This is a genomic window from Streptomyces sp. NBC_01341 (assembly GCF_035946055.1).
Classification (GTDB): Bacteria; Actinomycetota; Actinomycetes; order Streptomycetales; family Streptomycetaceae; genus Streptomyces.
The window spans coordinates 3,841,919-3,861,002 of the sequence record NZ_CP108364.1 but is presented as its reverse complement, the minus strand read 5'-3'; the positions used below and the strand labels follow the sequence as shown (position 1 = coordinate 3,861,002).

At 71.3% G+C, this 19,084-nt stretch carries 16 protein-coding genes and 1 pseudogene; 6 read left to right on the top strand and 11 right to left on the bottom strand.

What is annotated here, in order from left to right; translation table 11 throughout:
• The first annotated feature begins 51 nt into the window (after positions 1 to 51).
• The 4 genes and pseudogenes from OG206_RS17045 (at position 52) to OG206_RS17030 (ending at position 3,498) form a co-directional block, all read left to right on the top strand.
• The gene (locus tag OG206_RS17045; RefSeq protein ID WP_327116914.1) at positions 52 to 1,683 is read left to right on the top strand and encodes a protein kinase domain-containing protein; all 1,632 of its coding nucleotides are present in this window, start codon (positions 52 to 54) and stop codon (positions 1,681 to 1,683) included.
• Between the two features lie 502 nt (positions 1,684 to 2,185).
• Positions 2,186 to 2,551, top strand: coding sequence for a hypothetical protein (locus OG206_RS17040; RefSeq protein ID WP_327116912.1), 366 nt, complete (start codon positions 2,186 to 2,188; stop codon positions 2,549 to 2,551).
• A gap of 26 nt (positions 2,552 to 2,577) precedes the next feature.
• Positions 2,578 to 2,840, top strand: a pseudogene (locus tag OG206_RS17035) (hypothetical protein); the annotation flags it as partial.
• 103 nt (positions 2,841 to 2,943) lie between these two features.
• A complete protein-coding gene (locus tag OG206_RS17030; RefSeq protein ID WP_442805853.1) occupies positions 2,944 to 3,498 on the top strand; it encodes a bacterial proteasome activator family protein in 555 nt (184 codons plus the stop codon).
• 196 nt (positions 3,499 to 3,694) lie between these two features.
• On the opposite strand, the gene OG206_RS17025 is transcribed toward OG206_RS17030, so the two are convergent.
• The 7 genes from OG206_RS17025 to pdhA form a co-directional block, all read right to left on the bottom strand.
• Positions 3,695 to 4,681 (bottom strand): NAD(P)H-quinone oxidoreductase, encoded by a 987-nt coding sequence (locus tag OG206_RS17025; protein ID WP_327116910.1) that lies wholly within the window; start codon positions 4,679 to 4,681, stop codon positions 3,695 to 3,697.
• A gap of 227 nt (positions 4,682 to 4,908) precedes the next feature.
• The gene (locus tag OG206_RS17020; protein WP_327116908.1) at positions 4,909 to 6,051 is read right to left on the bottom strand and encodes a potassium channel family protein; all 1,143 of its coding nucleotides are present in this window, start codon (positions 6,049 to 6,051) and stop codon (positions 4,909 to 4,911) included.
• The gene (locus OG206_RS17015) at positions 6,009 to 7,619 is read right to left on the bottom strand and encodes a molybdopterin-binding protein (protein ID WP_327116906.1); all 1,611 of its coding nucleotides are present in this window, start codon (positions 7,617 to 7,619) and stop codon (positions 6,009 to 6,011) included. The genes OG206_RS17020 and OG206_RS17015 overlap by 43 nt, the downstream gene beginning before the upstream one ends.
• A gap of 305 nt (positions 7,620 to 7,924) precedes the next feature.
• Positions 7,925 to 8,800, bottom strand: coding sequence for an NTP transferase domain-containing protein (locus OG206_RS17010; RefSeq protein WP_327116904.1), 876 nt, complete (start codon positions 8,798 to 8,800; stop codon positions 7,925 to 7,927).
• A gap of 115 nt (positions 8,801 to 8,915) precedes the next feature.
• Positions 8,916 to 10,346, bottom strand: coding sequence for a dihydrolipoamide acetyltransferase family protein (locus OG206_RS17005; protein ID WP_327116902.1), 1,431 nt, complete (start codon positions 10,344 to 10,346; stop codon positions 8,916 to 8,918).
• On the bottom strand, positions 10,346 to 11,377 hold the full coding sequence (locus tag OG206_RS17000; protein ID WP_327116900.1) for an alpha-ketoacid dehydrogenase subunit beta: 1,032 nt from the start codon (positions 11,375 to 11,377) through the stop codon (positions 10,346 to 10,348). Before OG206_RS17000 ends, OG206_RS17005 begins: the two co-directional genes overlap by 1 nt.
• Positions 11,374 to 12,537 (bottom strand): pyruvate dehydrogenase (acetyl-transferring) E1 component subunit alpha, encoded by a 1,164-nt coding sequence (gene pdhA, locus OG206_RS16995; RefSeq protein WP_327116898.1) that lies wholly within the window; start codon positions 12,535 to 12,537, stop codon positions 11,374 to 11,376. Before pdhA ends, OG206_RS17000 begins: the two co-directional genes overlap by 4 nt.
• Positions 12,538 to 12,748: 211 nt before the next feature.
• Between pdhA and OG206_RS16990 the strand changes: the two genes are divergently transcribed.
• A complete protein-coding gene (locus tag OG206_RS16990; RefSeq protein WP_327116896.1) occupies positions 12,749 to 13,270 on the top strand; it encodes an Lrp/AsnC family transcriptional regulator in 522 nt (173 codons plus the stop codon).
• A gap of 48 nt (positions 13,271 to 13,318) precedes the next feature.
• Here OG206_RS16990 and OG206_RS16985 read toward each other — a convergent pair whose 3' ends face one another.
• Complete coding sequence (locus OG206_RS16985) at positions 13,319 to 13,909, bottom strand: TetR/AcrR family transcriptional regulator (protein WP_327116894.1); 591 nt, start codon at positions 13,907 to 13,909, stop codon at positions 13,319 to 13,321.
• A 123-nt stretch (positions 13,910 to 14,032) separates the two neighbouring features.
• On the opposite strand from OG206_RS16985, the gene paaN reads away from it, so the two are divergent.
• Positions 14,033 to 15,733 (top strand): phenylacetic acid degradation protein PaaN, encoded by a 1,701-nt coding sequence (gene paaN / locus OG206_RS16980; protein ID WP_327116892.1) that lies wholly within the window; start codon positions 14,033 to 14,035, stop codon positions 15,731 to 15,733.
• A 182-nt stretch (positions 15,734 to 15,915) separates the two neighbouring features.
• Here the strand turns inward: paaN and OG206_RS16975 are convergent, their stop codons facing one another.
• The 3 genes from OG206_RS16975 to OG206_RS16965 are packed head-to-tail and all read right to left on the bottom strand — an operon-like array spanning position 15,916 to position 19,039.
• A complete protein-coding gene (locus OG206_RS16975; RefSeq protein ID WP_327116890.1) occupies positions 15,916 to 16,632 on the bottom strand; it encodes a TrmH family RNA methyltransferase in 717 nt (238 codons plus the stop codon).
• Positions 16,629 to 17,900, bottom strand: coding sequence for an HTTM domain-containing protein (locus OG206_RS16970; RefSeq protein WP_327116888.1), 1,272 nt, complete (start codon positions 17,898 to 17,900; stop codon positions 16,629 to 16,631). Before OG206_RS16970 ends, OG206_RS16975 begins: the two co-directional genes overlap by 4 nt.
• Complete coding sequence (locus tag OG206_RS16965; protein ID WP_442805852.1) at positions 17,897 to 19,039, bottom strand: DUF5819 family protein; 1,143 nt, start codon at positions 19,037 to 19,039, stop codon at positions 17,897 to 17,899. The genes OG206_RS16970 and OG206_RS16965 overlap by 4 nt, the downstream gene beginning before the upstream one ends.
• Between the last annotated feature and the right edge of the window lie 45 nt (positions 19,040 to 19,084).

The window sequence follows — 19,084 nt, the reverse complement described above, 5'->3', positions numbered from 1 at the left end:
GGCGCGTAATAGGGATCACGCGTCCGCCGGGCGCCGAGGGGGATGCAAGTCATGAGCCACGACGGCGCACAGGGGCGGTACGCGGGCGGTTCCGTGGCCGGCGGCCGCTACCAGCTCCGCGACCTGCTCGGCGAAGGCGGGATGGCGTCCGTCTACCTCGCGTACGACTCAGCCCTGGACCGCCAGGTCGCCATCAAGACCCTGCACACCGAGCTGGGCCGTGAGCAGTCCTTCCGCGAGCGTTTCAGGCGCGAGGCGCAGGCGGTCGCCAAGCTCCAGCACACCAACATCGTCTCGGTGTTCGACACGGGCGAGGACGAGCTCGGCGGCGCCCTGATGCCGTACATCGTCATGGAGTACGTCGAGGGGCAGCCGCTCGGCTCCGTACTCCAGGCGGACATCCGGCAGTTCGGCGCGATGCCGGCCGACAAGGCGCTCAAGGTGACGGCCGACGTGCTGGCCGCCCTGGAGACCAGCCACGAGATGGGCCTGGTCCACCGCGACATCAAGCCCGGCAACGTGATGATGACCAAGCGCGGCGTGGTCAAGGTCATGGACTTCGGCATCGCCCGGGCCATGCAGTCGGGCGTCACCTCGATGACCCAGACCGGCATGGTCGTCGGCACCCCGCAGTACCTCTCCCCCGAGCAGGCACTCGGCCGCGGCGTCGACGCCCGCTCCGACCTGTACTCGGTCGGCATCATGCTCTTCCAACTGCTGACGGGGCGCCTGCCGTTCGACGCGGACTCCCCGCTCGCCATCGCGTACGCGCATGTCCAGGAGGAGCCGGGCGCACCGTCGAGCATCAACCGGTCGGTCACGCCCGCGATGGACGCCCTGGTCGCCCGTGCGCTGAAGAAGAACCCGAACGAACGCTTCCCCAGTGCCGCGGCCATGCAGGACGAGATCGCCCGCCTGCTCAGCGCGGGCGCCCCCGGCGGCGCCCCGGCGATCGTCGGCGGCAGCGGTCCGGCGAACAGCGGCTCGGGAGTCGGCTCGGCGGTCTTCCCGCCCGTCGGCCAGGCCACGCCGGCGCAGCACAGCGTGCAGACGCCGTACCAGCCGCAGCCCCACCCGCAGCAGCACCAGCCCGGCCCCTACGGCCCGCCGACCCCCGCTCCCACGCCGGGCTACGGCTACCCGCAGGCGGCGCCCCAGCAGTACGGTGCACCCGCCCACCTGGGGCACGGGACCCCGCCTCCGTACACGATGTCGCCGCAGACCTCGACGGGCCAGGGCGGCGGGTCCGGCCGGAACATGCCGGTCGTCGTGGGCGCGATCGTGGTAGCCCTCGTCGCGGTCGGCGGACTGATCGCCTTCCTCAACATGGACGGCGACGCGGAGAACGGCAAGGGCGGTGACCCCGGCTCCAGCGAGTCCGCGGCGGCCGGCGAGCACAAGCCGCCGGAGCGCAACCGGACGATGGACACCGAGGACTGCACCGACGCCACGGAGGACACCGACGACCCGGCGAAGGTCCAGGCCCCGAACTTCATCTACAAGGACATCATCTCCGCGAAGTCCTGTGCTGCAGCCGCCGGTTGGACGGTCAAGGTCGTCAAGGTCGAGGGCAACACCTACGCCGAGGACCAGGTCATCGACCAGTTCCCGACGTCGGGGACGGCAGTGGCGGAGCGTGGCGCCCACTTCGAGCTGCGTATCGCGACGGGCGATCCGGCCTGACCTGCGGGATCCCGGCCGGTCCGGGCCGACCTGCCGGGCTCCCGATGTTCCCGTCCCGACCTGCAGGCTCCATGGATTCCGGATGTCCGGAGTTCCGGCTACGAGCCGGGCTTTCGACTGCACGCGGGGCATCCGGCCGGGGCGGACCGGCGCCCCTCGGGGCTGCTCCATGGCTTCCCGCCACCACCCCGGGCCGTTCAGGCCGGTCAGCGTGTGCGGGGCTCGTTGACGTGCGGCCTTTGGCCGCACTCCAGATGCCGGACATATCGGCACATGTGACGCTGATCTCATGCCTCCAGGACTCCTGGTCTCACGGCCGTCACGCTTTGTGGCCTGTCTGGTGCTGGCGGTCGGGACGGCGCTCGGGCCACCCGCCTGGGCCCACGCACACGACGGCGCCTCCTCGTCCCACCGGGGCCGTCCGGGATCTGCGATCACGGCGCCTGCGGCGTTCCCCGGGCCCGGCACGGCCACGACCTCCGGAGCGTCCGGAGCAGGCGCGGTGCCCGTAGCGTTCTCGCGCTCTTCGGCCACTCCCGACGAAGGCCCCTCCGCGGAGGAATCACCGCTCGCCGGGCGGCAGGCCGGGGAGGGCCGGGCGCGGCCGGGGCGCTCACTGTCGCCCGTCGAGATCGCGGACTCCGAGGCGGCGGCGGACGAGATGCCACCGGACTCGGACCCTGCCGGGGTCCCCGAGTTCACGCCGCCGCCGGACGCGTTTCCCAAGCCCGGCGAGACGGCGAGGCAGAAGCGGGCGCTGGATGTGGCGGCCGTACGGCAGGTGCGGGACGTGTCGCTGGGCAGCGGGATCGCACTGGTCGGGATGGGCCTGGCGTTCCTGGCGTTCCGCATCCGCCGGACGACCTGACCGAGGCCCCGAGGCGGCCGCACACGGCGGGTGCCGACCTCACCACGCTCGGCGCGGTGGACATACCCCCAGGTGTACGGCGTTCACTCTCCGGTTTCCAGTGCCTGGTGGTCGCGCTCACGGGCGTGCTGCTCGGCAAGTGGCGGGCATCGTGCCTGCCGTGGCACTGCGTCTGGTCGACCCCTGGGAGGCCATCGGCCTGCTGGCCCGGGTGGTTCCGGTCCTGGCGGGGCTGCTCGCCGCCGCCTTCGCGGGTACCCGGGCGGCTGCGACCCGTCGCGCGGGATGAACCCCGGCGGCTGACCGGTGGTTCCGGTGTCCCCGAAGAGGGTGATCTTCCCTTTCCGGGGGCACCACCATGTGATGAGGCGTGTGTGCGAGACAATGGCGTCATGGAGATGCCGAGGAATGAACGGTCGCAGGAGCACCCCCAAGTCCTCGTGGTGGGGCAGGACGGAATGGCCATCGGCGGGGGCGCCGGGGCCGGCGGCGACGAGTCGCGCGAGGTCCCGGTGACGGAGATGGTCGAGCAGCCCGCCAAGGTCATGCGCATCGGCAGCATGATCAAACAGCTTCTGGAAGAGGTCAGGGCGGCTCCTCTCGACGAGGCGAGCCGGGTCCGGCTGAAGGAGATCCACGCGAGCTCCGTCAAGGAGCTTGAGGACGGCCTGGCCCCGGAACTCGTGGAGGAGCTCGAGCGCCTTTCGCTGCCGTTCACCGAGGAGTCCGTACCCTCCGAGGCCGAGCTGCGGATCGCGCAGGCCCAGCTGGTCGGCTGGTTGGAGGGCCTTTTCCACGGCATCCAGACGGCGCTCTTCGCCCAGCAGATGGCGGCGCGTGCGCAGCTGGAACAGATGCGCCGCGCCCTTCCTCCGGGCGTCGGGGGCGACGACGACGAAGCGGCCGTCGACCCCCACGGCCCTGCGCGCTCCGGCCCGTACCTCTAGCCTTCGGTCCACCGTCGACCGCTGTACGCGTCAGGGCCCGGCACACGCGATGCGTGCCGGGCCCGGATGCCTGTACGCCGGGGCCGTTGAGCTCCGCCGGGACCGCCGGGCTCCGCGTCGGGCGTACGGGGCCTGGCTCCATCAGGCGCCGGAGGGGTCGATACCGGCGTCCACAGGTGCCCGTGCCGGGGCGTCCTCAGGCGTTCGGCGCGGCCAGGAGGATCTTGCCGATGTGGCTGCTGGACTCCATCAGCCGGTGAGCCTCCGCCGCCTCCGGCATCGGCACCGTGCGGTCGACCACCGGCCGGACGACCTCCGCGGCGATCAGCGGCCACACGTGCTCGCGTACGGCGGCGATGATCGCCGCCTTCTCCGCCAGCGGACGGGAGCGCAATGAGGTCGCCGTGACGGCGGCCCGCTTGCTCAGCAGGGCACCCAGGTTCAGCTCGCCCTTGGCGCCGCCCTGCAGGCCGATGATCGCGAGGCGGCCGTTCACGGCCAGGGCCCGCACGTTACGGTCCAGGTACTTCGCTCCGACGATGTCGAGGATGACGTCGGCCCCCGCACCGTCGGTCGCCTTGCGCAGTTCGTCGACGAAGTCCTGCTCGCGGTAGTCGATGAGGATGTCGGCACCGAGCTCCTGACAGCGCGCCAGTTTCTCGGGACCGCCGGCTGTGACCGCGACCCGCGCGCCGATGGCCTTGGCGAGCTGGATGGCCATGGTGCCGATACCGCTGGACCCGCCGTGGATCAGCAGGGTCTCGCCGGGGCGCAGGTGGGCCACCATGAAGACGTTGGACCAGACCGTCGCCGCCACCTCGGGCAGCGCCGCGGCCTCCGCGAGGTCCACTCCCTCGGGAACGGGAAGAAGCTGGCCGGCGGGCACAGCGACCTTTTCCGCGTATCCGCCCCCCGCCAGCAGCCCGCAGACCTCGTCGCCCACGGACCATCCGGACACGCCGGGGCCGAGTGCCAGGACGCGGCCCGCGCACTCCAGGCCCGGATAGGGTGACGCGCCGGGCGGCGGGTTGTAGAAGCCCTGCCGCTGGAGGACATCGGCGCGGTTGACCGCGCTGGACACGACCTCGACGAGGACTTCACCATCGCCGGGCACGGGTTCGGGGACCTCGGCCCATACGAGCGCTTCGGGACCGCCTGGTTCGGGGATCGTGATCGCATACATGGCCGCGAGGCTACTCCGTGAGGACGCCCGGGCGGGGGCGGAGCCGTCCGCGCCGTGTGCGAGGGCTTGTACGTCTTACGGCCGCGCGGGCCGGCCTCCCCGTACGGCCGCGCGGGCCGCTTTCCGTACGGCGGCTCCCCGGCCGGCGTCCGTGCACCGCCCTCCGGAAGACGCGGCCGGCACGTTCGTACAGCCCCTCCACCCGGGCCGATCCGTACGCCGTGGTCCTATGTCCGCGACCCGGACTGCGGAGGGTGAACCGTCTGCTGGACGTGGATCGGTGTGGCGCGCACGATCGTGATCACCCGGTCCGTGAGCTGAAGCGGGCTGGCGGCCGGATCGTCGTACCCGATCAGCCTGTGGCCCCGCAGGACGCTGACCACCAGGTCATCCGTCTCGCGAACGTTCTTGCCCACCTCGGACTTTATGACCGGCCGCTCGACCAGATCGAGCCCGCTGCCCTGCTGGATGAGGTCCTCCATCACCGTGCCCGCACTCGGACTCAGCACGGACAGGCCCAGCAGCCGGCCGGCGGCACTCGCGCTGGTGATCACGGCGTCGGCCCCGGACTGCTTGAGCAGCGGCGCGTTCTCCTCCTCACGCACGGCGGCAACGATCTTCGCACCTCGGTTGAGCTGCCGGGCCGTCAGCGCGACCAGCACCGCGGTGTCGTCCCGCTGGGTGGCGATTATGATCTGCCGGGCCTTCTGGACCTCGGCCCGCAGCAGCACATCGCTGCGCGTCGCATCGCCCAACACGCCGACGTAACCTTCGGCATTGGCCGCTTCGATCACCTTGCCGGCGGGATCGACGACGACGATCTGGTCCTTCTTCAAGCCGGTGGCACACAGCGTCTGGATCGCTGAGCGTCCCTTCGTGCCGAAGCCGACGACGACGGTGTGTTCACGCAAGTTGCTTCTCCAACGCTTCAGCCGGAAGTCCTCCCGGGTCCGCTCCGTCAGGACCTCGAGAGTGGTGCCGACCAGGATGATCAGGAAGAGCACGCGCAGCGGCGTCACCAGGATGACGTTGACCAGCCGCGCCGGATCGCTGTAGGGAACGATGTCGCCGTACCCGGTCGTCGACAGCGTCACCGTCGCGTAGTAGACGGCGTCGAGGAAGTCGACTTTGCCGTCCGCGTTGTCGTGGTAGCCGCTGCGGTCGGCCCAGACGATGAAGACCGTCAGAGCCAGCACGGTCAAAGCCATCGCCAGCCGCTTGGCCACCTGGCGCAACGGCCTGTCGATCACCCGACGGGGCAGAAGCACCCGGGTCGGTACGACGTGTTCGTCTGCACGCCTGGCCATCGCGTCCTGGCCGGGAAGTTTCACGTGAAACACCCTTCCGTCCACGGCGACGCCGAGGCCCACGGTAGATCGAGGATCTCCACCTCGGTGCCGGACCGTACCCCGCCGGGCGGCACCACGGCCAGCCCGTCCGCGGCGGCGATCCCACGCAGCATGGCCGGGCCGTTGTAGTGCAGGGGAAGAACGCTGTCGTCACGGTGGACCACCGGGATCAGCCGGGTGTCGTGCGGGTGTCCGTGCACCTCTTCGTGCACCGGCGCACGGTAGGCGTCCTGGGCGGTCCGGCCGGCGATACCCCGGAGGAGCGGCTCGGCCAGGGTCAGCAATCCGGATACTGCGGCAAGAGGGTTGCCCGGCAGGCCGACCAGACACGGTCCCTGCTCGGCGAGCCGTGCCAGAAGCATGGGATGACCAGGGCGTACGGCCACCCCGTCGACGAGGAGCTCGGCCCCCATCCGGGCCAGGACCGGGTGGACGTGATCCACGGGCCCGGCAGCCGTACCGCCCGTGGTGAGGATCAGGTCGGCGTCCGAGGAGACGAGTGCGCGGTGCAGTGCCTCGGCGTCGTCCCCCAGCCGCAGGGGCTCGGCGACCTCTGCTCCCAGGGCGCGGAGCCAGGGAGCGAGCATGGGGCCGAGGGCATCCCGGATGAGTCCTTCGCGCGGAAGACCCGCGGTGAGGAGTTCGTCACCGAGCACGAAAACGTCCACGCGGGGCCGGGGCACGGCGACGAGGGCGTCATATCCCGCAGCAGCTGCCAGGCCGAGCACGGGCGGGGTCACCACCGTTCCGACGGGCAGGAGCTCGTCACCGGAACGGCACTCCTGGCCCCGGGGCCGGATGTCCTGCCCCGGTACGACATCGCGGGTCGCGTGCAGCAGTCCCTTGGCCTCGTCGGCGTGTGCGTGCTCACTGCGGATCACGGCCGTGGCGTCGGAGGGGATGCGGGCACCCGTGGCAATCCTGGACGCCTCACCGTCGGGCAACCGCTCGACGGCTCCACGCCCGGCGAGCAGCCCTGCGCCCTCCTGTACGGTCCACGGCCCTGGTCCTGCGACGACCCAGCCGTCCATGGCCGAGGTGTCGAACGGCGGCAGGTCGGTGAGCGCGACGACGCGCTCCGCCAGGACGTGCCCCAGGGCACGGTCCAGCGGCAGTCGATGGGCGGCCAGCGGGGCAGCCCGGCCCAGACGCTCGGCCAGGGCACGTGCCTCGGCCCAGGGTGTGGCCCGGGTCCGGTGAGCCTTGGACAAGGCTGCCGCCCCGCGTGCCGGCGGCGACACGCGGCGGTACGTGGTGCCAAGGGCCGAGGAGTCCGGGCCGGCGGGATCCCAGTCCTCGGGGTCCGCCGTGTCCGGCCCGGCCGCCTGCCTGCTCGGCGTGGTCGGCTTCGACGAGCCCGAGTCCTGAGCGCTTGAGACCGGTGTACTGGGAGCGTGAGCGCCGGAAGCCGGTGTCCTGGGAGCCTCCGTACTGGGGGCCGTTGGTCCGGAGGCCGTCGCTCCGGGGACTGTTCCCCTGGAGGTAGCGCGGCCGCCTCGGGGTGAATCGCCCGGGGTCGCGTCGCCGGGGGTCGGGGCGCTCGGGGGAGGGGCGGCGGAACTCCCGCCCCGTTCGGCCGGGGCAGGCACCGGAACCGCGTCGCGCGAACGGTCCGAGGGCTGCGCCTCATGGCCGGAGCAGGCCGACACCGGGTGAGCCGCCTGCGGACGCCGGGCTACGAGGGCGAGTGCCTGCGCAACGGCACGCTCCTCCTCGGCGTCCCGTTCCTCCCGGGAGGCCCGCTCCTCCCCTGGCGTCCGTTCGGTCCGCGCCGTACGGTCCGCTCGAACCGCTCGATCCGCCTGCGCCGGGCGGGAGCCAGAGGTCCGCCCGGCGTCGCCGTCCTGCGTCGGGCGGGCACCACGGGTCCGCCCGGCATCGCCGTCCTGCGGCGTCATGGCGTCGCGGGCTCGCTGCCCGGTGCCGCCTCTTCCTCCCACCGGAGCGCGAGGGCCGCGGCCTTGCGGGAGGCCTCCGCCACTGCTTCCGCAGCGGCCTCAGGGCTCTTGCCGCTGCTCGCCATGGCCGCCGCGTATCCCACCAGGAACGTGGTCAGGGGCGCGGCGGGCCGGGCGACGCCGTGCGCGGCGTCACGAGCGAGGTCGAGGAGGGCGCCGGTGTCGACGTCGAGGTCGATGCCCAGCTCGTTCTTGACTGCGGTGATCCATTCGTCCAGCACGGTCCCATGCTCCCTGATCCGCGCTCTGGCGGCAGCAATGTCTTCCCAGGTGTCGCAGTCGAAAGAGGCGAGCGGTCCCGCCTCCACCCGGGCCAGGTCCAGTTCAGCCGTCAGCAGGCGCAGCGGAAGGCCCGCGAGGCTGCCGTACTCCGTGGCGAGCAGGGCCAGCTCGCGTCGCAGCGGCTCGGCACGGTAGACGGCGACCAGCGGCTGGTCCCGGCCGTCCGGATCCGTGCACAACGCGCCCTCCCGGGCGCCTGCCCCGGCCGCGGTCAGCAACGAACGGACCGTCGTCTCCGCCAGAAAAGGCAGATCCGCGGAGAGCACCAGAACGTTCGCCGCCGCGGTCTCCCTGACCCCGGCACCCAGCGCCGCCAACGGGCCTCCCCCCTCGGGTACTTCACGCGTCCATGTGACGGGACGCGTGGTCGGCCTCCGGCCACCGACCACCACCGTGGAACCGGCGTCGGCGCAGACGGCGAGAACCCGGTCGAGCAGGGCACGGCCGCCCACACGAAGGCCCGGCTTGTCGGCCCCCCCGAGCCGCTTCGCGGCTCCCCCGGCAAGAACGATGGCGTCATACGCGGTCATGCACCCGAGTATGCGGGCCTCACACGGACAGTGGTCCCTCCGGGAACGCGAAACGTCACCGAGAGGGACCGAACTCACAGGCGGTCCGGACAGAAGCTCCGCAACCCCACTGTCACTACAGCGTCCGCAACAGCACCGCCGGCTGCTCCACGCAGTCCGCCACGTACCGCAGGAACCCTCCTGCGGTACCTCCGTCGCAGACCCGGTGGTCGAAGGTCAGCGAGAGCTGCACGACCTGGCGGACCGCCAGTTCACCCTCGTACACCCAGGGCTTGGCCATGATCCGGCCGACGCCGAGCATCGCCGCCTCGGGGTGGTTGATGATCGGCGTCGAGCCGTCCACTCCGAACACGCCGTAGTTGTTCAGCGTGAACGTCCCACCGGTGAGCTGCGCCGGTGTCAGCTTCCCCGTCCTGGCCGCCTCGGTCAGCCGGGCGATCTCGGCGCCGATCGACTCCGCGTTCCGTGTGTGCGCGTCCCGCACAACCGGGACCATCAGGCCTCGCTCGGTCTGCGCGGCGAAGCCCAGGTGGACACCTGGCAGCCGCACGATCTCCCGGGACTCGGTGTCCACCGTCGCGTTCAGCTCGGGGAACCGGGCCAGAGCGGCTGTGCAGATGCGGGCCAGCAGCGCGAGCACCGACACCTTCGGACCGGCGGCGGAACCCCCGGCGGCGTTCATGGCCGCCCTCGCTGCCATCAGCTCGGTGGCGTCCGCGTCCACCCAGCAGGTGGCGTCGGGAATCTCGCGCCTGCTGCGGGCCAGCTTCTCGGCGACCGCACCGCGGACTCCGCGCAGGGCGATCCGCTCGCCCTGTGGTGCCTGCCGTGGCGCCTCATCGGGGACGGCGGCGATCACCACGTCCTTGACCGTGGACTCCGCGTCCTTGACGGTCGACTCCACGTCCCTGATCGCAGACTCCACGTCACTGCGCAGAATCAGTCCGTCCCGTCCGGTGCCGGAGATCTGCCGGAGATCGAGATCGTGCTGCCGCGCCAGTTTCCGCACCAGCGGCGAGATGACCGCCACCGGCCCCGTCGGCGCCGTCACCGCCGCGGGGGCGGGAGTCGACACCACGGTGGGTACCGAAGCCGCCACCGGCCGAACGGGAGCCGGAGACGAACCGGGACCCGAGGAGCCGGACGAGGACGGCACCTGCGCCGGCCTGACCCTGCGGCGTCGCGCGGCCGGTGCGCCCGTGCCGTAGCCGACGAGCACGTTGCCGGAGCCCTCACCGTCGGCGCCGGACGCGTCTCCGGCCGGCCCGGTCGTAGCCGTGCCGTCCACGACGGGATCCACCGAGCCGACGGCGACCGTCAGCAGAGGTGCCCCGACCGGGAGTTCAGCGCCCTCCGCGCCGAAACGTGCGGTCACCACCCCCCCGTACGGACACGGCACCTCCACCATGGCCTTGGCCGTCTCGACCTCGACGACCGGCTGATCGATGGCGACGACATCGCCCACCTCCACCAGCCAGCGCACGATCTCTGCCTCGGTCAGCCCTTCGCCGAGATCAGGCAGCTTGAATTCGAGTACCTGTGCCATCAGCTGTCCGCCTCCCACTGAAGACGGGCCACCGCGTCGAGCACCCGGTCCACGCCCGGCAGATGGTGCCGCTCCTGCATCGGCGGCGGGTAGGGGATGTCGAACCCGGCGACACGCAGGACCGGCGCCTCCAGATGATGGAAGCACCGCTCGGTCACCCGGGCCGCGATCTCCCCTCCGGGACCGCCGAAACCGGAGGACTCGTGAACGACCACCGCACGCCCCGTACGCCGGACCGATGCCGCGACCGTCTCGTCGTCGAACGGCACCAGCGAACGCAGGTCGACCACCTCCAGGTCCCAGCCCTCGGCCGTGGCCGCCTCGGCGGCCTCCAGGCACACCGGGAGGGAGGGGCCGTACGTGATCAGGGTCGCGCTGCGCCCGGGCCGCCGCACCACGGCCCGGCCGATCGGCTCGACCTGCGCCGGTGCCTCAGGCGACCAGTCGGCCTTCGACCAGTAAAGACGCTTGGGCTCCAGGAAGACCACCGGGTCGTCGGACGCGATCGATTCCCTCAGCAGCCCGTAGGCGTCGTCGACCGTGGCGGGCATGACGACGTGCAGTCCCGGTGTCGCCATGTAGTACGCCTCGGAGGAATCGCTGTGGTGCTCGACCCCACCGATGCCGCCGCCGTACGGCACCCGCACCGTGATGGGCAGCGGCATGGCACCCGCGGTGCGGTTCCGCATCTTGGCGACATGGCTGACCAACTGCTCGAACGCGGGATAGGCGAAGGCGTCGAACTGCATCTCCACCACGGGGCGCAGACCGTACATCGCCATGCCCACGGCGGCGCCCAGGATCCCCGCCTCGGCCAGAGGGGTGTCCGTGCACCGGTCGTCGCCGAACTCCTTCGCCAGACCGTCGGTCACGCGGAAGACCCCGCCGAGCGTGCCGACGTCCTCGCCCAGGACGTGCACCGTCGGGTCCGCCGCCATCGCGTCCCTCAGGGCCCGTCCGAGCGCCTGTGCCATCGTGGCCGGCTTCGCCCTGCCGGTCCGTCCGCCGACCGTCGCCGCAGCGGTGCTCATCGCCGTCCCTCCACGCCGTTCTCCTCCAGCGGGTCGTGCTCGGCGGCGAGCTCGCCCCGCAGCATCTCGGCCTGCTCGCGGAGCTGCCCGGTCCGCTCCTCGTAGACATGGGCGAACAGGTCCATCGGATCGAGCACCGGATCGGCGTTCATCTGCTCGCGCAGGCCTTCGGCCATGCGCTCCGCCGCCTCCCGCGCCGTCGCGATGCCCTCCTCGTCCAGCAGCCCGCGCCCCGTCAGCTCGCGCTCCAGAAGCCGGATGGGGTCGTGCTCGCGCCACGCCTCGACCTCGCCGTCCCCGCGGTAGCGGGTGGCGTCGTCGGCGTTGGTGTGCGCGTCCATGCGGTACGTGACCGCCTCGATCAGCGTCGGTCCCTCACCTCGCCTGGCCCGGGCCACGGCCTCGCCCAGCACCTGGTGCATGGCGGCCGCGTCGTTGCCGTCGACCAGCCGTCCAGGCATTCCGTATCCGACGGCCTTGTGGGCAAGGGAGGGCGCGGCGGTCTGCTTGGCCAGGGGTACCGAGATCGCGAAACCGTTGTTCTGCACGAGGAACACGACCGGAGCGCGCCAGACGGCCGCGAAGTTCAGTGCCTCGTGGAAATCGCCCTCGCTCGTCCCTCCGTCGCCGACCATGGCGAGCGCCACCACGTCGTCGCCCTTGAGGCGCGCGGCGTGGGCCAAGCCGACGGCGTGCGGCAGCTGAGTGGCCAGGGGCGTGCACAACGGGGCGATGCGATGCTCACGCGGGTCGTACCCCGTGTGGCGGTCGCCCCGCAGCAAGGTCAGGGCCTCGACGGGGTCCAGGCCCCGTGCCACGGCGGCGAGGGTGTCGCGATAGCTCGGGAAGAGCCAGTCGCGCTCCTCCAGCACCAGCGCGGCGGCGATCTCGCACGCCTCCTGGCCGGTGCTCGACGGATACACCGCGAGCCTTCCCTGCTTCGTCAGAGCCGTGGCCTGCGCGTTGTACCGGCGGCCGCGCACGAGCTCCGTGTAGAGCCGCAGCAGCAGCTCGGGGTCGGCGTCGGCCGCGGAGTCGGTGCCGAGCACGCGGTACGGCTCGGGGTCCGGGAGCAGCGGCGCGGGATCGGTGAGCGGCTTCCAGGCCGGGGGCGGCGTGGGCCTGTAGGCGGCTGCGCCGGGCAGCTCTTGGACCGTCATGACAAGCACCTCCTGGCATCGAGATGTATCGAGGGGTGTCGAAATCCGCAGGAATGTCGGGGTGGGGGCGAGGCGACGGTGTGGTGTGCCTCACCAAGCGATTGTTCGGTCGCGGCGGCAATTTGGCTACAGGCACCTCCAGCCTGTGGACAAACGGTTCTCCACAGCCTGGGATAGGAGCAGGTCGTCCACAACAGGGAGGCACGGGCAGATGGCAGCTGAACAAATGGCTGACCGGGGCACCGATCCCGGCGGCACTCCGCCCGCCCGGCCGCTGGACTCCACCGACCGGGCCATTCTGCGCATCCTCCAGACGGACGGCCGGGCCTCGGTACGGGCGGTCGCCGAGCGTGTCCACGTGTCGCGGGCCAACGCGTACGCCCGGATCAACCGGCTGGTCGAGGACGGCGTCATCCGGGGTTTCAGTGCCCGCGTGAACCACGAACGGGCGGGAGAGGCGGCCTCCGCCTACATCACGCTCAAAATCGTCCAGAACTCATGGCGCACCGTGCGCGAACAGCTCCAGGCCCTGCCGGGTGCCACTCACATCGCGCTGGTCAGCGGCGACTTCGACGTCCTGCTGCTCGTGCACACCCCGGACAACCAGGCCCTGCGCGAACTCGTCCTCACCCGGATCCAGGCCATACCGGAAGTACTCTCCACCCGCACCCTGCTGGTGTTCGAGGAAACCGATCTGGGGCCGCGCCCGGACCGCCCCGCGGAACTCGCCTGAGGGGCGCCGGGCGGCCCGGTAGACGCGGGAAGGCCACCGGCCTCGCGGTCAGCCGGCGCGCATACCCTCGAAAGCGAGCCGGACGACCGTGTCGGCGAGCTGATCGGCTTCCGGGGAGCCGCCCTGCTGCGGCCGGTACCACTCGACCAGCGAGTTCACCATGCCGAAGAGCAGCCGGGTGGCCAGACGTATGTCCACGTCGGCGCGCAGATCGCCCTCCGCCACCGCGGCCTTGAGCAGTTCGGACACCCGCTGGTCGAACTCACGCCGCCGCTCCAGGGCCCAGCGCTCGGTCCTGGTGTTGCCGCGCACCCGCAGCAGCAGAGTGACGTACGGCAGCTCGTTCATGAGGACCTCGACCGTGCGGCGAGTGACGTACTCGACCCGGGCTATCGCCCGTCCCCGTGTCGCCCCCGCCTCGTCGAGAATGCCGAAGAGCCCGTCGAGCGCCCGGCTGACCGCCCGCCGCAGCAGCTCCTCCTTGCCCGCCACATGGTGGTAGATGGAGGATTTGGAGATGCCCGCCGCCTTGGAAAGATGCTCCATGGACGTGCCGTCGTAGCCGCGCTCGTTGAAGACGCGGACGGCAACGGTGAGGAGCGTCTCCGGGGTGTACGTGTCCCGCTTGGGCGTGGTCATGTCCGCGATCCTCCCCCATGAGTTGTCCACAGGTTCCTTGGGGCCCCTTGTCCCGACCGATCGTTCGGTTACTCTAACTCCGTCCGCACACACCCGCCCGGCTCGACGAGGAGTTGGTCCGTGATGGCCCCCGCGCTTTCCCCCGAAAAGCTGTCCGAGATCCACCGCCCGACGCTCGACCAGGCACTCGACGCGATCCGCACGCGCGCGTACTGGTCCCCGCACCCCGAGCACCCGAAGGCCTACGGCGAGGACGGCCTCCCCGGCAGCCTCGGCGCCGCCGAGGGCAAAGCCGCGTTCGACGCGGTGCTCAACACCCGCATCGACCTGGGGCAGCCCGGTACCGACGGCTGGACGGGCGGGGAGATCTCGCCGTACGGGCCGAAGCTCGGCGTCGAGTACCCGCACGCCGACCCGGACATCCTGCTCCCCGCGATGCGGGCCGCCATGGGCTCCTGGCGTGCGGCCGGGCCCGAGACGCGGGCGCTGGTCTGCCTGGAGATCCTCTCGCGCATCAGCGGGCGTACACATGAGCTGGCACACGCGGTGATGCACACCAGCGGGCAGGCCTTCGTGATGGCCTTCCAGGCCGGCGGCCCGCACGCCCAGGACCGTGGCCTCGAGGCGGTGGCGTACGCCTACGAGGAGCAGACGCGCACGCCCCGCACAGCGGACTGGTCCAAGCCCCAGGGCAAGCGTGACCCGCTCCAGCTGCACAAGTCGTTCACGGCGGCCGGGCGCGGTGTCTCGCTGATGATCGGCTGCAACACCTTCCCCACCTGGAACGGCTACCCGGGCCTTTTCGCGTCACTCGCGACCGGCAACCCCGTGCTGGTCAAGCCGCACCCGCGGGCCGTCCTGCCGCTCGCGCTGACCGTCCAGCTCGCACGCGAGGTACTGGCCGAGGCGGGATTCGACCCCAACCTCGTCGCGCTCGCCACCGAACACCCGGACGAAGGCATCGCCAAGACCCTGGCGGTGCGGCCCGAGATCAAGATCATCGACTACACGGGCTCCACGGCCTTCGGTGGCTGGCTGGAGGCCAACGCCCGCCAGGCTCAGGTCTACACGGAGAAGGCGGGCGTCAACACCGTCGTCCTCCACTCCACGGACAACTACCGGGGCATGCTGTCCAACCTGGCCTTCTCGCTCTCCCTCTACAGCGGTCAGATGTGTACGACCCCGCAGAATCTGCTGATCCCCAAGGACGGGATCAGCACGGACGCCGGCGACAAGCCCTACGAGACCGTGGTGGCGGACATCGCCGACGCGGTGAGCGGACTCCTCGGCGACGACGCCCGGGCCAACGGACTGCTCGGCGCCCTGGTGAATCCGGACGTGAAGGCCCGGCTGGAAGCGGCATCGGGACTGGGCGACGTCGCCCTCGCCTCACGTCAGGTGACCAACCCCGACTTCCCTGACGCCGTGGTGCGTACGCCGGTCGTGGTCAAGCTCGACGGCACCGAGCCCGACGACAGGGCGGCCTATCTCTCCGAGTGCTTCGGCCCGGTCTCCTTCGCCGTCGCGGTCGAGTCGACCGAGGCCGCCCTGGACCTGCTGCGCCGCACGATCAGGGAGAAGGGCGCCATGACCGTCGGCGCCTACACCACCTCGGCCGAGGTGGAGCGCGCGATCGAGGACGTCTGCTTCGACGAGTCGGCTCAGCTCTCGCTGAACCTCACCGGCGGGGTGTTCGTCAACCAGACCGCGGCGTTCTCCGACTTCCACGGCTCGGGCGGAAACCCGGCAGCCAACGCGGCACTGTGCGACGGGGCGTTCGTGTCCAACCGGTTCCGGGTGGTCGAGGTCCGCCGCCAGGCCTGAGCCGCTCGCAGCCCAGCCGGCGTCGTCACGGTCCGGAGAGCGAGCTCCCGGGGCCGGGTGCGGGAACAGCCGCCCGGAGCGAAGGGCCGGTGGAGCGGGAGTCCGCTCCACCGGTCAGGGCCCCGTGGGGCACGGGTCCGTAAGTCTCAGGTTCAGGTCCCGTCGGTCTCGGTTCATGCGCGTCAGCTGCCCTGTGGGCCGGGGGTCGGGATGTCGGCGTACCGCTGCACCCAGGCGTGCATGGCGATGGCTGCGGCGGCGCCCGCGTTGATCGACCGCGTCGAGCCGAACTGCGCGATCGAGCACACCATCGAAGCGTGCTTGCGCGCCTCTTCCGTGAGCCCCGGACCCTCCTGCCCGAACAGGAGCACGCACCGGCGCGGAAGCTCGGTCCGCTCCAGCGGTACGGCCCCGGGAAGGTTGTCGATCCCGATGATCGGGAGGTCCTCGGCCTCCGCCCACGCGGTCAGATCCGCCGTGTCCGGGTGGTGCCGCACGTGCTGGTAGCGGTCGGTGACCATCGCGCCCCGGCGATTCCAGCGCCGGCGCCCGACGATGTGGATCTCCTTGGCGAGGAAGGCGTTGGCGGTACGGACGACCGAGCCGATGTTGAAGTCGTGACCCCAGTTCTCCACCGCCACGTGGAAGTCGTGCCGCCGGAGATCGAGATCGGCGACGATCGCCTCCCGTGTCCAGTAGCGGTAGGCGTCACCCACGTTGCGCCGGTCCCCGTTCGCCAGGAGCTCGGGGTCGTAGCGGCCCCCCTCGGGCCACGGCAGCGGATGCGGCCCGACACCGATCTCGTTGCCGTAGCCGTCGTCGTACTGGACCGGTTCCGCGGACGCGTCGGTCGCCGGTGTCGACGGGGATTCTTCTGTACTGCCGGTCTCGCTGGTCACCCGACGAGCGTATGGCCCTTGTCCCCGCCGCCGTGCGGTGCCTCCCCCTCGCCCACAACGGGGCCTCGCTGCGCGGGAACGGTGCGTCCGTCCTTCGAAGGCCGGGAGAACAGCCGTCCCCGGCCCAGCGCGACCATGCGCCCCAGCCAGACGAGGAAGACCGTCGGCAGGAAGACCGCGTCCGCAGCGATCATCGCCATCGAGAAGAACGGCAGACCCAGCAGGACCGCGATCCCCGCATGCTCACCGATCATGAGGACCAGCAGCACGTTCTTGACGCGCCGGTTGAACAGCGTGAAGGGGAAGGCGACCTGCACGATGACCGTGGCGTACGTCATCACCATGACCATCAGGGCGCTGGAGGCCACGAGGCCCGAGAGCTCCGGCCAGGGCGCGAAGTAGTCCAGCTTCAGCGGGTAGTAGATCGCGGTGCCGTCCTGCCAGCGGGAGCCCTGGATCTTGTACCAGCCGGCGGTCGCGTAGATCAGGCATACCTCCGCCATGATCACGACCAGGGCGACGTTGTGAGCGAGGTTGGCCAGGACGTCGAGGAGGGTACGCAACTCGCGCTCCGGCGCGTACCGGCTCAGTGCCCACCACGCGCCATTGCCGAGCCACAGGACCCACAGGAGCGCGGGCAGCCACCAGGTGCCGCCCAGTCCGCCCATCAGCGTGGCGGGGAGCAGTACCGCGCCGAGGACGCCCCACAGAAGCGGCCCGGTCACGTCGCGGGGCGCCCGGAGTCCCTCCGTGACGCGAGCGGCATGTCGCGCCGCGCGGCGGGCGTCGAGCGACCACACCCGCGCGCAGCGCGTCAGTACCAGGTAGATCGCCATGAGATGGATGACGTTGTCGCCGCCGTCGCCCATGAAGATGCTGCGGTTCTGGAGGGAGAGCACTCCCGCCATGAACAGCACGGACGTGATCCGCGTCCGCCAGCCGATCATCAGCAGCGCTGCGCACACCAGCGTGAACGCGTAGACGCACTCGAACCAGACCGTGCTGTCCGACCACATCAACACGGTGAAGGCGCCGTTGTGGGAAAGGAGCCCGCGTGCCATGTCCCAGCTCCACGGCCCGTCAGGGCCGTAGAGCTCACGGCGGTGGGGCAGTTCCCGGAGCAGGAACAGCAGAAAGGTCGCGGAGATCCCGATCCTGACGACGGCGGCCTGGTAGGCGCCGAGGGGCCCCTCGGTGATGCGCTGGACTGCCCGGGTCACCGAACTGCCCGCCTTCCCGGGGACACGGGCCGCGGTGGAGGCGCTCACTTCTGCGCCCTCCCGTCGCGCGCTGCCTGTCCGGTCGTGTGTGTACCGGGGAGATCGGCCGGCCTGACGGTCCACCACGGGAGCAGCCGGTAGTCGGGATCGGTGCTGATCTTCTCGTCGCTCCACGACGGGGCTCCCAAGGAACGTACGTCGGATCGCACCTGTATCCGCTCCACCTTGCCGCCGAGGTCGTGGTCGGCCAGGCGCAGCATCACGATGCGGCGGATGTAGCGCTCGGACAGGTCCCCGCGGAGGCCGTTGGAACGGTTCTCGCTGTCGTGGGACCCGGTGAAGAAGTCCCAGGCACGACGAAGCTCGTTCTGGTCGACGTGGCTGGGGAGAACGTTGCCGCGTATTGCCGCCCCGTCCTCGCGCGAGAGGTCGATCCAGCGAGTGGTGCTGCGCCCACCGTCACCGGCCACCTCGGCGCGGACCTGGACTGCGACGTTCTGCTGGAGAGGGTTGGGGGCGAACAGTTTCCAGTTCTGCTCGAACTCGGGGTAGACCCAGTCGTCGACCACCGCGCCGTGCTGCTTCGTCAGCGTGTTGGACGGCGCGACATGGAGGAAGATCACGGCGATGTGTCCGCAGGCCAGCACGCCCATGACGGCCAGCGCGATCGCGGCGACGACCTGGTACGGAAGTGAGAGCCCCGCCATGCCGCCTCCGCCCGGACACCGGGCCGGGCCCTCGGGCACGAAGGTGCCGCCCGGGGGTGTCTCCGCAGTGACGAGCGCCTGACGGTCGTCCGGGGAGCCGCCCTCCCGGGACGGAGGTCGCAGAGGTTCGTCCGCGCCCGCGCCGCGTTCCGGACGGGTTCCCACCACGGACACCTGCTCCGAGAGATCGCCCGCCGGCCCGTCCGTCGAAGCCGTGGGGTCCGGACGGGCGCCGGGGACCGGTATCCCCGCGTGCGCGTCGTCCGCCTCCGGCCCGGGGACGGCGCTGTCCGGGGCCGGGGCGGCTCCCCGATCCCCGGCACGTTCCGCGTCCGGGCCGGCGTCGGGCCCTGCGTCCGGCTCACGGTCGCGAGCAGGGTCCGGGTGGTTCGTCACTCCGGACCAGGGGCGCTTGTTGTCGCTTCCGGCGCGCCCACCGAGCTCCGCATCCATGCCGCCCCGTTCACCGTCGATCACCACTCAGTTATCCACAGGGTTGACACCCTACGGGCCCCCGACTCACCA

What these genes read in the sequence shown, in the direction of transcription:
- OG206_RS17045 (WP_327116914.1), top strand. Translation starts at nt 52, where the DNA reads ATGAGCCACGACGGCGCACAGGGGCGGTACGCGGGCGGTTCCGTGGCC.
- OG206_RS17030 (WP_442805853.1), top strand. Translation starts at nt 2,944, where the DNA reads ATGGAGATGCCGAGGAATGAACGGTCGCAGGAGCACCCCCAAGTCCTC.
- OG206_RS17025 (WP_327116910.1), bottom strand. Translation starts at nt 4,681, where the DNA reads ATGTATGCGATCACGATCCCCGAACCAGGCGGTCCCGAAGCGCTCGTA.
- OG206_RS17010 (WP_327116904.1), bottom strand. Translation starts at nt 8,800, where the DNA reads ATGACCGCGTATGACGCCATCGTTCTTGCCGGGGGAGCCGCGAAGCGG.
- OG206_RS17005 (WP_327116902.1), bottom strand. Translation starts at nt 10,346, where the DNA reads ATGGCACAGGTACTCGAATTCAAGCTGCCTGATCTCGGCGAAGGGCTG.
- OG206_RS17000 (WP_327116900.1), bottom strand. Translation starts at nt 11,377, where the DNA reads ATGAGCACCGCTGCGGCGACGGTCGGCGGACGGACCGGCAGGGCGAAG.
- pdhA (WP_327116898.1), bottom strand. Translation starts at nt 12,537, where the DNA reads ATGACGGTCCAAGAGCTGCCCGGCGCAGCCGCCTACAGGCCCACGCCG.
- OG206_RS16990 (WP_327116896.1), top strand. Translation starts at nt 12,749, where the DNA reads ATGGCAGCTGAACAAATGGCTGACCGGGGCACCGATCCCGGCGGCACT.
- OG206_RS16985 (WP_327116894.1), bottom strand. Translation starts at nt 13,909, where the DNA reads ATGACCACGCCCAAGCGGGACACGTACACCCCGGAGACGCTCCTCACC.
- paaN (WP_327116892.1), top strand. Translation starts at nt 14,033, where the DNA reads ATGGCCCCCGCGCTTTCCCCCGAAAAGCTGTCCGAGATCCACCGCCCG.